The following is a 13045-nucleotide window of genomic DNA, read 5'->3' as shown; positions in this document are numbered from 1 at the left end:
TCCTACCGGGCCTTGCGGGGCGCCCGAACACTCACTGCCTTACCGAGCCGGTCCGCGAGCTCGTCCTTGCCCTGCGCCCGCATGTACGGGCACACGCTCGCGGCGATCTCCGCCTGCATCGCCGGGTGACGCGCACTCACCATCGCGAAGAACGCCTCGATCGCGTCCTCCGAGGGCTCGGGCGCATCCGCCAGCGCCCGGGCCTGCTCGGTCCAGCCCGGGTTGCAGATCACTTTGATCTTCGTTCCCATGAACTCCATGATGCGGTGGCGGTCGGGGAGCTCGGCGTGCTCGGGCTCCTCTTCCGCCATGGGTTCCTGCGGCGCCATGCCTGTGGGCAGGCCCGCGGAGATGCCCGCTCCTAGCCTCGAACCGAGCCCCGTCGCGAGGCTCAGCAGCTCCGCGGCGAAGCCGTTGGCCACGTCCAGCGGATCGGGCGGGGCCACGCCCGCCACCGCGACCTGGGCGCGGGTGAAGGCGTCGGGCCCGGCGACCCCAGGGTCGATCGCGCCGCCCCCGGGCAATGGGTCACCGCTGGAGAAGGGCTCTTCCCACAGGCCGATGATGCCGGGCTGACGCTGCATGGACATGGGCTATCGGGGCCGCGTCCTTACGGGCGCGGTTCCTATGGGTGCTTACTCGAAGCTGTACACGAACTCGCTCTTGTCAACGCCGATGTGCACGCGGTTGACGGGCTTCTCGGCCATCAGCCGCTCCAGCAGCTCCTTGCCCACGGCGGGCAGCATCTGGCGGGTGATGATCGCGTCGATGGCGCGGGCGCCGCTGTCGAGCTCGGTCACGCGGCTGACAATCGTGTCCTCCACCTTGGGGTCGTAGCTGAAGGGCACCTTGTGGCCCTCGAGCACGCGGTCGCCCACGCGCTTGAGCTGCAGCTTGATGATGCTCCGCATCATCTCGTCGCTGATGGGGTAGTAAGGCACGATGTTGAGCCGCCCCAGCAGCGCGGGCGGGAACACCTTCAGAAGCGGCTCGCGGATGGCCTTGACCAGCCCATCGGGCTCGGGCCGCAGCGCCGGGTCCTTGCACATGTTCATCACCAGATCAGTGCCGACGTTGCTGGTCAGCAGGATGATGGTGTCCTTGAAGTTGATGTCGACACCCTCACTGTCCTTCATCATGCCCTTGTCGAACACCTGGAAGAAGATCTCGTGCACGTCGGCGTGCGCCTTCTCCACTTCGTCCAGGAGCAGCACGCTGTAGGGCCGGCGACGCACGGCCTCGGTCATTACGCCGCCCTTGCCGAACCCGACGTACCCGGGGGGCGAGCCCATCAGCAGGCTCACCTTGTGCGCCTCCTGGTACTCGCTCATGTTGATCGTGATCAGCCCCTGCGGGCCGCCGTAGAGGGCCTCGGCCAGCGCCACCGCCGTCTCGGTCTTGCCCACGCCCGAGGGGCCGACGAGCATGAACACGCCGACGGGGCGGCCGGGGTTGTCGAGCTTGGCGCGGCTGAGCTGGATGCGCTGGGCGATCGCTTCGAGCGCGTGCCGCTGGCCGATCACCCGCCTCTCGAGTGTGTCGGCGAGCTTGAGCACGCCCTCGATCTCGTTCTTGACCATGCGGCCCAGCGGGATGCCGGTCCAGTCCGATACCACGGCACTCACGGCCTGGGCATCGACGCTCGGCAGGATCAGCGGGTTCTCGCCCTGCATCTCCGCGAGCTGGCCCTGGAGCTTCTTGAGCTCCTCCATGCACTTGAGCCGCTCATCCTCGCTGAGCTTGGGCTCCATCTGGGCCGCGGGCTTGTCGCCGGCCGCCGCGGGCGCGGGCGTGGCGGCCCCGGCCTTCTTGCCGTCATCGATGGGCTGGTCGGTGCCGCGCCGGAGCTTGCCGCGGAGGTCGAGGATCTTCTCGACCACCGCCTTTTCCTTGTTGTAGTGGCCTTCCAGCTCCTTGAGTCGATCATCCGCGGCCTTGAGGTCGGCCACGATGTCGCCGCGGCGGCGGGTGTGGTCGCTGCCGGTGGTGATCTCGCGGTCGATGATCGCCAGCTCGGTGTTCAGGCCATCGATCCGCTTGCGGGTGTCGTCGATAGCGGCGGGCACGGCGTGCAGGCTGACCGCCACGCGGGCGCACGCGGTGTCGATCAGGCTCACGGCCTTGTCGGGCAGCTGGCGGCCCTGGATGTAGCGCTTGCTGAGCTTGACGGCGGATTCGAGGGCCTCGTCCAGCACCTGCACCTTGAAGTGCTTCTCCATGACGCTGGCGAGGCCGCGGATCATGAGCAGGCACTTCTTCTCGTCGGGCTCATCGACCTTGACGACCTGGAAGCGGCGGGTCATCGCCGGGTCCTTCTCGAAGTGCTGCTTGTACTCGCTCTGGGTGGTGGCGGCGATGGTGCGGAGGGTGCCGCGGGCGAGGGCGGGCTTGAGCAGCTGGGCCGCGTCGCCGGTGCCGGCGGCGCCGCCGGCGCCCATGAGGGTGTGGGCCTCGTCGATGAACAAGATGATGGGGCGGGGCGAGGCCTGCACCTCGTCGATGACCTGCCGAAGGCGGTTCTCGAACTCGCCCTTCATGCTGGCGCCCGCCTGAAGCAGGCCCATATCGAGCTCCAGCACCCGCACGTCCTTGAGCTGCGGGGGCACGTCGCCCTTCACGATGCGCTGGGCGAAGCCCTCGACCACCGCGGTCTTGCCCACGCCCGCCTCACCGGTGAGGATGGGGTTGTTCTGGCGGCGGCGCATCAGGATGTCAATGCACTGGCGGATCTCCTCGTCGCGCCCGACGATCGGGTCCATCTTGCCGCCCTTGGCGTTCTCGGTCAAGTCATTGCAGTACTTGGTGATCGCCTCCTGCTTGCCGAGCTGCGCGGGGGCCATGGCGCCGCTGGCCTCGCCGGGGGCGCCGCTGATGCCGCGCTGATCCGCGGCCGCGAGCACGGCCTCGGGGCTGCCGTCGGTGATCTTGAGGAACTGGCTGCCCAGCTGCTCGGGGGTGATCTTGGTGAACTGGTGGCTGATGCGCTGGAGGTGCGGCTTGAGGTTGGTCTCGTTGACCAGCGCGTAGATCACGTGCCCGCTGCGGATGCTGCTCTCGCCCCACTTGAGGCTCGAGTACACCCACGCCCGCTCCACCGCGTCGCTCAGCGACATGGAGATGTCGGAGATGGAGTTGGCGCCCTTGGGCAGCTTCTCCAGGGCGTTCTGCGTGTCGGCCACCAGCTGCGAGACATCGAGGCCGCACGCCTTGATGATGCGGTGCAGGTCGCTGTCCTGCGTCTGCATGATCTGGTGCAGCCAGTGCACCAGCTCGACGTACGGGTTGCCCCGCAGCTTGCAGAAGACCGTCGCGCCCTCCAGGGCCTTGTAGCCGATGCTGTTGAGCTTGCCGAACAGCGCCGAACGTGAAATCCCCTCGCCCATCTCTCAAACTCCTCCCGCTCGCGGCGGGTCAATGCACTTGCTCAAACCGATCTAGTTGCGGCTCCTGATCGTCAGGTCGCCGCGGTCTTCCTCGGCGCTGCCGCTGTACATCCACGTCGTCCAGCCCAGGGCCGCGCCCTTGCCCAGCTGCGTCTTCGGGACCTCGTCCTGGCGGAGGACGACCTCCGCCTCCCACGCGAACTCGTCGCCCACGAAGTTGCGGATCCACGCCTCAAGGCGGGACGCGGTGCGCGTGTGCGGCAGGAAGCGCTGGTAGTCGTCAAAGCCCATCGGCCCAAGGCGGATGCGGAACTTGCCCTGGCAGTCCCACACGCGCGAGCCCGCGACCGCCCCGCCCAGCGGCCCGCCGAGCGACGAGGGCGTGCGGTCCACGGGGTCGCCGCCCAGCCGGCAGTACTGGTTCTGCGGCAGCTCCAGCCACTGCCCCGCAAACTCGTCGATGAGCACGGGCACGCCGAAGAAGTCCTGCAGGATCGCCCGCAGGCCCTCGGGGCCGGGGGACGCCGCGCTCATGCGCCCCGCGAAGTGCAGCTTGGCGGTGTCGGGCACGATGTCCCGCAGCCGCAGCGAGTCCATGCCGATGCCCAGCAGCGAGCCGATGTACACCGAGTACGGGTCGTCATCCTCCAGCAGCGCCCTCTGGCGCTGCTCGGGCTTGAGGTTGCCCGGGTCCATGCCCGCCGCGGCGAACGAGCGGTCGTAGCTCGCGGGCATCTGATTGACCGACCACGCCCGGTAGAACAGGCTCACCAGCCGGTGGTTGAAGACGTCCAGGAACCGCGAGAACGTGCGGTCCTTGTGGTGGATCTCGCGCTCAAGGGCGTACTCGGCCAGGTGCAGCGGCAGCGGGCCGTGCGGTCCGAGCATGCCCATGAACGCCACGAACAGCCGCCCGGGCGCGGTGTTGGTGGGCGGGTCGTAGCGCGTCAGCGTGTTGGGCGGGAAGGCGAGCGTGGGCTGCTGGCAGAAGCGGATAGGGTCCTCATCGACCTTGTCGGACAGCCCCACGCCCTGCAGGTCGGGGAACATCGCGTCCAGCCGGCGGACCACCTGGTAGAAGTTGTAGTTCCAGGTCTCGTACGCGAGGTCGCTGAGGAAGTCCTCGCGCGTCTGCTTGTTGGCGACGCGGCTGGTGATCTTGCGCACCTTGGGCTCGCCGGCCTTCGCTTCCTTGGGGGCTTCCTTGTGGCCGTTGACGCCGTTGTGCCCATTCGGCGCGGCCGACATCATCGCCTCGAGCGGGTCGAGGTCGGCGATCGGCGTTGGCGCGATACTCGCGCCCGGGCCTACAGCACTGGGCCCTACAGCACTGGGCGTTGTCCGACCTTTGCCGTCCACCGCATGATCTCCCCTCGCTCCACCGAGCTGATGACAGTCTCGGTGAACGAGTTCATGGAAACGTACCTGGCGAAGAACTGCTCGAGCACCGCCCCCAGCACGAACACGCCCGTGCCCTCGAACAGCCCCTCCTCGAACGTGACGTTGACCTCCAGCCCCCGCGCGAAGCTGATCATCCCGGGGATGGGCACGCGTCGCGTGATGGGCGTGGTGTTGATGCTCTTGAGCCCCTCCACCTGCTTGCGCGTCGCGGCGTCGGCGGTGCTGCCGTACAGCCGCAGCAGGTCGCGCAGGGCCGCGGCCCCCTGCCGCTCCTCGGGCGTGATCGTGCCGTCGCCGTCCACATCCTCGTCGATGAGCGACAGGTAGTTGAGCTTGAGGTGGCTGATGAGCCGCCAGCTCGTCTCGCCCTCGGCGTGGCTTGGGCGGGGCGGGGTGGGCCCGGCGATCACCCGCACCGACTCCACCGGGGCGCCGATCTCCATCGTGAAGTCCGTGCGGCCCTTGCCCACCGGCATCTGCAGCGGCAGGTCGCGGTTGGTGCACAGCGTCTCGATCGAGAGCTGCTTGAGGTCGGTGGCGTAGGGCGCGTTGGCCGCGTCCACCAGGCCCAGGTACACCTCGCTGCCCGCGTAGCTGCTGCGCTGGCCGTTGCGGCGCTCGCGCTCCGACAGGGCCCGCGGCACGCGGTTGGTCGCGTAGTACGCGGGCGTGCTCATGTCGGCGTCGGTGGCCGAGTAGAAGGGCCGGAACGTCGTTTCGTCGTTGGTGCCCGCGCCGAAGCCCACGACCCGCGTGATCTTGTAGACCTCAAAGTCCAGCGGGCGCGTGCGGTCGGGGATCACCTGGAACTCGCTGGCGCGGTCGTTCACGAAGATGCGGTCGGCCCGCTTGGGGAACAGGTTCACCGCGGGCGTGCAGTGCAGCGCGAACGACGAGCCGTCCACCGCGCCCTCGAGTTCGGGGATCTCCTGCGTGAACGTGATGATCACGTCCAGGGCCATGCCGTCGCACCGGCGGAACGCGTCGCCCACGCCCTTGAGGTCCACGAACATGAACCGCTGCGGGAACGCGAAGTACTCGTGCAGCAGGCGGTAGCCCTGGAAGCCGCGGGCGTCGTAGGGCAGCAGCGCCTCGCTCGCGCCATACCCGGCGCGGTGGATGACACCGGGGGCGAAGGTCTCCTGCCACTCCCCCACCGCGTTGCCGGCCATCGCCGGGCGCACGATCACCGAGCGGGCGTGCGCGAAGAGCTGCTCGTAGAGCTTGCCGGGGGTCGCGTCGCCGCCGCGCAGGTACAGCCGCAGGTCATCAAGCCCGATCTTCTCAAAGGGCACGCCGCCGGTGGTCCGCAGGCGGATGCGCACCGCCGCCCGCAGCGGCCCGCGCCCGACACTCAGCTGGCCCACCGCGCCCGGGCCGCCCCAAGGGTGCGTCAGGTCGAGCACGCCCACGTTCCGCGTGTAGTACTGCGCATCCTCCACCTTCACCGCCCACAGGCGAGTGTCGTGGGCGGTGCGGAACTCGCACGAGCCCAGCTCGCGCGTCGAGGGGCTGCGGAGGATGGTGCCGCGGGGCACGAGGTACCCGTCGGCCAGGCTGGGCTCGGCGGGGTCCTGGTTGAACTGCACCACGCACATGCTGGGTGTGGGCGCCAGGTAGCTGGGGTAGACCGTCTCCAGCAGGTTCTGCGTGAAGCGGGGGAACTCGCTGTCGAGCTTCAGCTGCACGCGGGCGGTGAGGAAGGCGAAGCCCTCCAGCAGCCGCTCGACGTACGGGTCGACGCAGGGGAAGTCCTCGATCGCCAGGCGGCCGGCGATCTTGGGGAACTCGCGCGCGAACTCCCGCGCCCCTGATTGCAGGTGCCTCAGCTCGCGGTCGTAGTATCGGAGCAGTCGCCGGTCCATGGTCGTCCTGTATCAGTCTCTCATGCCTTCGTGCCCGTCTTGATCTCACACCGCCCGGTCTCCAGGTCCAGCGCCGTTCGCAGGTACAGGGGCTCGGGCATCGGCAGCGGACAGAGCTCGCCGCTGATCTCAAATCCCACCGTGTTCCCGGTCGAGTCGCCGCGCCGCCCCTCGATCGACACCGCCTTCACCGCCAGCGTCCGCCGCATGATGCGCGGCTCGAACGCGGCGACCGCCTCCAGCACCATCTGCTCGAGCTTGTCGGGGGTGACGTTGGAGGCCGTGCGGCCGGTGAGGTCGGGCATCCCGTAGTTCACCGTGCTCCGCGCCACCAGCGGGAACTCGTAGATCTCATCATCCAGCGGGTGGCACCCGGAGTTGAGCAGCCACGAGAGGTCGCGCAGCACCGCCTCGCGCAGCTGCCGCATCGACATCACGCGCCGGTCGCGGCTCTCCTGCCGCTCCTTGGGCGCGTCGTCCCGCAGGCGGTCGAGCAGGCTGGGCTGCAGCTTGTCGGCGGTCGTGAGCTCAGCCATGCCCCGCCCCCGGTTTCAGGCTGCTGTCCATCGCCAGCCCCGCGGTATTCGCCCCCGCCACCGCCGCCTCGGGGTTCAGCGGCGCATCGCCCACGCGCACCACCCGCACTTCCAGCAGCGAGTATTCGCCCGTGTCGGTTGCCAGCAGCCGCTGCCCCAGCGGCACCTGCACCCCGCCGCGCTCAACGAACTCGGTCTTGCGGGCCATTCGGATGAGCGGGTCGTTGGTCGGCTGCTCCGAGCCCGGGTAGCGCACCGGGATCAGCCCCACCGACGAGCCGCCCGCGCTCCAGATGAAGGTGGCCGGCAGCCACACCGTGTCCCGCAGGTCGGTCGGCTTGTCGATCTTCACCTGCGCGATCCGCTGCCAGGGAATCCAGTAGTACTTGCCGTCCACAATCGCCTCGAGCATCGGCCCCAGCCGCTCGTCGGCATCGGCGATCCACTCGAAGGGTGTGGGGGCCGCGTCGTCACCGATCGTGATCGCGCCCGCGACCGCCGGCGCCGCGTCGAACGCACGCCCGCGCAGCTCCGCGGCCGCGTCATGCTGCCCATTGGCCGACATCCCCGCGGCCTGGATCACCCAGCTCACCCACTCCTCGGGCTCGCCCAGCACCAGCGGCGTCCGCTTGCCCGACCACACCTCATTGCGCAGGTGCTCGCACAGGATCGCCTGCTTGCAGACTTGGGCCATCAGCATGTTGCCGGGGTTCATCTGCGCGCAGGTCTGCAGCTGCGTCTGCGCCCGGTCCCACTGGCCCATGACGCTCAGGACCTGGAAGAGCATGACCCGCAGCTTGGCTTCGGCGGGGTTGGCCCGCACCTGGGCCTCAACCGCCTTGAGGCACTCATCCAGCTTCCCTTGACGCAGCAGTTCTTCCGGTGTCATGCCTCTCCCCAATGAAACGGCACGACCGTGCCAGGGACCGCAGAATACAGGATTCAGACCTCTCCCGAAACTCGCCCGCGAGCGGCCGACGGGTTGTCAACGCCGTTGGCCGCCCACCCTTACGCCGGGCCCTACTGCCCGGCATCGATCGGACGCGGGCGGGCCTGGATGTCGATCTCCCCAAAAACGATCGCCACCGTCTCCGACACGCTCGCCCCCTCCGCCGTCACCTCGACCCCCGTGATCAGGCAGTTGCGGAAGGTGATCCGCAGCCGCTCGTAGGTCTCGCCCCGGGTGTCGGGCTGGAGCACCACGAACCGCACCTCGGGGATGTTCCGCCCCTGCAGACACGCCTGGAAAATGCCTGGGGAGGCCCGGTCGAGCTCGTGGGTGAACGAGAACGCGTCGACGTCGGCCGTCGGCAGGGTCTGCGAGCCCGTCGGGTTGACGGCCGCGTCCTGCCGCACGCCCCATGTCAGCCCGCGCACGCCCAGCCAGTCCGAGTAGAGGTAGTGCTTGGCCTCCCCCCGGATCCCCTGGGCCCCGCCCAGCCACAAGTAGCCGTCCAGCGACATGCGACGCCCCCGCTACTGATTGGCCGCGGCGTCGAAGGTGATGGTCACGTCGCCGCCCGTCCCCGTGCCGCGGTGGGTGTCCTGCTCGCGATACACGAGCTGCACCTTGCGGTACGCGATCGTGATGGTCTCGGTGGGCAGCGGCGTGCTGCCCGCGCCCACGGCCACGTCTGTGATCAGGCAGTCGGTCAGGATCGCCTTGAAGTAGATGAAGTTGTACGACCCCGAAGCCTTGCGGGCGTGGAACTCAACCGTGGGGATCTGCCGGCGCGTCACGCAGAACTGGAACAGCGTGGGCGAGCCCTTGTGCATGCCCTGCGTGAAGGTGAAGGCCCCGGCGCGGGCGTCGTCGGCGACCAGCTTGCCGTCCTGGCCGATGGTGTAGTCGCTGACCTTGGCCGAGTACGTGAACGCCTCGACGTCGATCCACCCCTCGTGCTTGGGGTCCTTGGACTCGCTGGAGACGTCGGTGATCTTGAGGAAGCCGTCGAAGTTGTCGGGCATTGGCGGCTCTCGGGTGCGTGGCCTTCAGAAAACGGCCGCAGGGGCGTGCCCGCCCCTGCGCCGTGATGGATCGATGCGAAGCCCAGAACAGGCGTCTGGATCAGCCGCGCTTGTTGGTCTTGCGGTTGTAGCTGGCGGTGACGACGCCGCCCTTCATGCCGCCGGTCTTCTCGTTCTGCTCCCAGTAGCTGAAGGCCACCTCGGTGTAGGCGATGGTGACGGTCTCGTCGGGGATCTCGTTGTCCGAGCCGCCGCTGGTGGAGACGCTGCTCACGATGCAGTCGGTGAAGAGGATCTTGAGGTACATGAACTGGTTGTCGCCGGCCGACTTGCGGGCGTTGAACTCGACCTTCTTGAGGTGCTCGCCCGAGGCGCACAGGCCCCACAGGGCGGGGGAGCCCTTGTGGTACTTCTGGGTGAAGGTGAAGTCGCCCAGCTGCGCCTTGCCGGCGCTGAGGCCGCCGCCGGTGTCAACGGAGTTGGACTGGTTCACGGAGTAGCTGAACGACATGATGTCGATCCACTCCGCGTGGTCCTTGTCCTTGCACTCGCCCTTGATGGCGCCCTTCTGCCCCTCTACGTAAAGGAATCCGTCGAATGCCATGCCTAGTCACTCCTGGTTTGCCGTTGTGGCGGCTGTGAGACGCGAGAGAATCAACCGCCGCTCTTGGCCGAGGGCAGCTTGGACACGAGACGCAGGGACACGGTGAGGCCTTCCAGCTGGTAGTGCGGGCGAAGGAAGAACTTGCTCGAGTAGTAGCCTGGGTTGCCGGGGATCTCCTCGACCACGACCTCCGCCGCAGCGAGCGGCAGGCGGGCCTTGGTTTCTTCCGAGGAGTTGGTGGGGTCGCCGTCGACGTACTGGAGGATCCAGTTGTTCAGCCACTTGGACATGGCGTCGCGCTCCTTGAAGGAGCCGATCTTGTCACGCACCATGCACTTGAGGAAGTGGGCGAAGCGGCACGTCGCGAACAGGTAGGGCAGGCGGGCGCCGAGGTTGGCGTTCGCCGTCGCGTCCGGGTCGCTGTACTCGGCCGGCTTGTGCAGGCTCTGGGCGCCGACGAACACCGAGTAGTCGGTGTTCTTCCAGTGGGAGAGCGGCATGAAGCCGTTCTTCGCCAGCTCGGCCTCGCGCCGGTCGGTGATCGCGATTTCGGTGGGGCACTTCATGTCCACGCCGCCGTCGTCGGTGGGGAAGGTGTGGACCGGCAGGCCCTCCACCATGCCGCCCGACTCAACGCCGCGGATGCGGCTGCACCAGCCGTAGAGCTTGAACGCGCGGGTGATGTTCGTGCCCATGGCGTAGGCGGCGTTCATCCAGGCGTACTTGCTGTGATCGGCCGCGCCCGTGTCCTCCTCGAAGGAGAACTCCTCCACGGGCGCGGTCTTGGCGCCGTAGGGGATGCGGGAGAGCACGCGGGGCATGGCCATGCCGATGTACCGCGAATCCTCGCTCTCGCGCAGGCTCCGCCAGGGGGCGTACTCGGCGGACTGGAAGATCTTGGTCAGGTCGCGGGGGTTGCTCAGCTCCTGCCAGCTCTCCATGTTGAACAGGCTGGGCTTGGGGCTGGTGATGAACGGCGCGTGCGCCGCGGCCGCGATCTGGGCCATGCCGCTGAGGATCTCGACGTCCGGCGGGGTGTGGTCGAAGTAGTAGTCGCCGATGAGGGCGCCGTAGGGCTGCCCGCCGGGCATGCCGAACTCTTCCTCGTACAGCTTCTTGAAGAGGGGGCTCTGGTCCCAGGCCGTGCCCTTGAACTTGGCGATGGTCTTGCCAAGCTCCTTCTTGGAGATGTTGAGCACGCGGATCTTCAGCGTCTCGTCGGTCTCGGTGTTGTTGACCAGGTGCGCCAGACCGCGCCAGGCGCCTTCCAGTGCCTGGAAGTCGGCGTGGTGCAGGATGTGGTTGATCTGCTCGGAGAGCTTCTGGTCGATGGCCGCGATGATGGCCTCGATGCTCTTGACCGCATCATCGCTGATGAGGCTGACGCCCTCCAGCGCCTGCGAGGCCAGCGTCTTCACCGCCGACTCGATCGCCTCCTTGGCGTTGCTGGTCTTGGGCTTGAACTCTTTCTTGAGGAGCGACTCCAGGTCGTTGCCCTCGAGCTGAAGGCCTGAGACCTGTGATTGTGCTTGTGCTTCGGCCATCTGCCATCCCTCCGCGCCGGGCACCATCCGTAGACGGCCCGGGGTCTTGCTCTGAAACGTCTTTTCACCGAAACGGGCCGGCAGGTCGCCGGCCCGTCACTTCTTCACACTCAGCTCGGCTTGGGCGCCGAGGCCAGGCTCTTGAGGAGCTCCTGGTCAGACAGGATCTTGGTCATGAGCTGCTCGGCGCCGCCCTTGCCGTCCATGTAGGTCAGCAGGTTGGCCAGCTGCGTCCGCGCCTCCAGCAGCTTCGCCAGCGGCTCCACCTTCTTCGCGATCGCGCCCGGCGAGAAGTCCGCCATGCTCTCGAAGGTGATGTCCACCGGCAGGTTGCCCTCGCCCGTGAGGGTGTTGGGAACCTGGAACGCCACGCGCGGCTTCATGCTCTTGAGGCGCTCGTCGAAGTTGTCGACGTCGATCTCGAGGAACTTGCGGTCCGCCACTGCGGGCAGCGGGTCGGCCGGCTTGCCCGACAGGTCAGCCATCACGCCCATCACGAACGGCAGGTTGACCTTCTTCTCCGCGCCGTACAGCTCCAAGTCGTACTCGATCTGTACGCGCGGGGCCCGGTTGCGTGCAATGAACTTCTGGCTGCTGGCCTTTGCCATCCCTGTCTCCTTGCTTCTCTGACACTCTTCTCCGCAAACTGCGGGCGTTTACTCGCTCGACTGCGCCTCCGGCGGCGTGCTGATCGTCACCAGCATGCTCACGACGTCGGGGGTCAGAACCTTTGAGATATCGACAAAGCTCTTGCCCACCATCTGCTGAGCCGCGGCGACGATAAGTGCCACGGGGCTCGATGGTTCGTGGGCCGCATAGTAACGGGAAACCTTCTCAAATGCCAAGAGTGCGTCCTGGGGGGAGTTCACCTCACCATCCAGCGAGGCACCGCGCCGACCACCCCCCCCACCGCCGCTGCTGACGTCCTCGCCGCCCCCGTCAGCACTCTCCTCCGCGGGAACCTCCCCACCCAGGTGCCGCCGCACCTGGATGCTGGCATCCCGCAGCAGCGTCTTGAACCCCTCGGGACTCGGCCCCACCCCCGGGCCGCACTTCTCGTCGAAGATCGCCTCGATGCCCTCCAGGCACCCCGACGCCTCGTCAATGGCGTTCGCAATCTCTTCAAGCGTGCTCGCGTCGGTCTCCTCGAACGCGGCTTGGATGACCTGCAGGGTCGGTTTTTGTTTGTCAGGATCATCGGGGACCTCGAGCGTGCCGCCCGCGATCGCCACGTCCCGCATCGAGAACGAGCCGAGCTGCCGCGACTGGCAGATCGGCGCCTCGAACACCCGGTCAAGGAACTTGATCTTGTCGCCGTAGGTCGCCAGGGGCGTCACGAAAGCCGACAGGGCGTTGACCCGCTCGGTCGGATCGTTGTTGTCCTCGGCGTCCAGCTGCGGGAAGACCTGATCCCAGTAGTCGTTGAGCAGGCTGTGGATGAGCTTAAGGCCGTCCCGCAGGCCGGGGTACCCCTCCAGCCGCACGGCCGCCAGGGTCAGCAGCACCGCGACGCGCAGGTGCTTGCCGCGGGCAAAGAGCTCCACGCACCCGTCGCGCACCTCGCGCCAATCCGGCTCCTCGGGCGCGGAGAACTGCGTCTCCTCCTTGCCCTCGGCCAGCCGCTCGATTTCCAGGTACCGGCGGTCCCAGCGCAGGTTCTCACCCGCGGGGTTCTCCTCCGACAGAGGCTTGAGCAGACTCTCGACGTTGACTACCGCCACCACTCACCCCCAGCTTGCGCTTC

Annotated in this window: 12 protein-coding genes; all 12 read right to left on the bottom strand. The window is 67.7% G+C overall.

Going from position 1 to position 13045, the window contains the following annotated elements:
- Window positions 1–2: 2 nt before the first annotated feature.
- The gene (locus tag VD997_15725) at window positions 3–584 is read right to left on the bottom strand and encodes a hypothetical protein (GenBank protein ID HYE63441.1); all 582 of its coding nucleotides are present in this window, start codon (window positions 582–584) and stop codon (window positions 3–5) included.
- 51 nt (window positions 585–635) lie between these two features.
- The gene (gene tssH / locus VD997_15720) at window positions 636–3383 is read right to left on the bottom strand and encodes a type VI secretion system ATPase TssH (GenBank protein ID HYE63440.1); all 2748 of its coding nucleotides are present in this window, start codon (window positions 3381–3383) and stop codon (window positions 636–638) included.
- Window positions 3384–3434: 51 nt separating this feature from the next.
- Window positions 3435–4742, bottom strand: coding sequence for a type VI secretion system baseplate subunit TssG (gene tssG, locus VD997_15715; protein ID HYE63439.1), 1308 nt, complete (start codon window positions 4740–4742; stop codon window positions 3435–3437).
- Window positions 4706–6649 (bottom strand): type VI secretion system baseplate subunit TssF, encoded by a 1944-nt coding sequence (gene tssF / locus VD997_15710; GenBank protein ID HYE63438.1) that lies wholly within the window; start codon window positions 6647–6649, stop codon window positions 4706–4708. The genes tssG and tssF overlap by 37 nt, the downstream gene beginning before the upstream one ends.
- A 20-nt stretch (window positions 6650–6669) precedes the next feature.
- The gene (tssE, locus tag VD997_15705; protein ID HYE63437.1) at window positions 6670–7185 is read right to left on the bottom strand and encodes a type VI secretion system baseplate subunit TssE; all 516 of its coding nucleotides are present in this window, start codon (window positions 7183–7185) and stop codon (window positions 6670–6672) included.
- Complete coding sequence (locus tag VD997_15700; protein HYE63436.1) at window positions 7178–8074, bottom strand: type VI secretion system accessory protein TagJ; 897 nt, start codon at window positions 8072–8074, stop codon at window positions 7178–7180. The genes tssE and VD997_15700 overlap by 8 nt, the downstream gene beginning before the upstream one ends.
- A gap of 131 nt (window positions 8075–8205) precedes the next feature.
- The gene (locus VD997_15695; GenBank protein ID HYE63435.1) at window positions 8206–8649 is read right to left on the bottom strand and encodes a type VI secretion system tube protein Hcp; all 444 of its coding nucleotides are present in this window, start codon (window positions 8647–8649) and stop codon (window positions 8206–8208) included.
- Window positions 8650–8661: 12 nt separating this feature from the next.
- A complete protein-coding gene (locus VD997_15690) occupies window positions 8662–9153 on the bottom strand; it encodes a type VI secretion system tube protein Hcp (protein HYE63434.1) in 492 nt (163 codons plus the stop codon).
- A gap of 100 nt (window positions 9154–9253) precedes the next feature.
- Complete coding sequence (locus tag VD997_15685; protein HYE63433.1) at window positions 9254–9757, bottom strand: type VI secretion system tube protein Hcp; 504 nt, start codon at window positions 9755–9757, stop codon at window positions 9254–9256.
- Between the two features lie 50 nt (window positions 9758–9807).
- Window positions 9808–11301, bottom strand: coding sequence for a type VI secretion system contractile sheath large subunit (tssC, locus tag VD997_15680; GenBank protein ID HYE63432.1), 1494 nt, complete (start codon window positions 11299–11301; stop codon window positions 9808–9810).
- A gap of 110 nt (window positions 11302–11411) precedes the next feature.
- Window positions 11412–11909: a type VI secretion system contractile sheath small subunit gene (gene tssB, locus VD997_15675; GenBank protein HYE63431.1), complete on the bottom strand. Its 498-nt coding sequence runs from the start codon at window positions 11907–11909 to the stop codon at window positions 11412–11414.
- A gap of 48 nt (window positions 11910–11957) precedes the next feature.
- Window positions 11958–13022, bottom strand: a complete 1065-nt coding sequence (gene tssA, locus VD997_15670; GenBank protein ID HYE63430.1) for a type VI secretion system protein TssA — start codon at window positions 13020–13022, stop codon at window positions 11958–11960.
- Window positions 13023–13045: the final 23 nt, after the last annotated feature.

The sequence above is a fragment of the Phycisphaerales bacterium genome (genome assembly GCA_035627955.1).
In the GTDB taxonomy this organism is placed as follows: Bacteria; Planctomycetota; Phycisphaerae; order Phycisphaerales; family UBA1924; genus JAEYTB01.
This window is presented reverse-complemented; position numbering and strand designations above follow the sequence as displayed.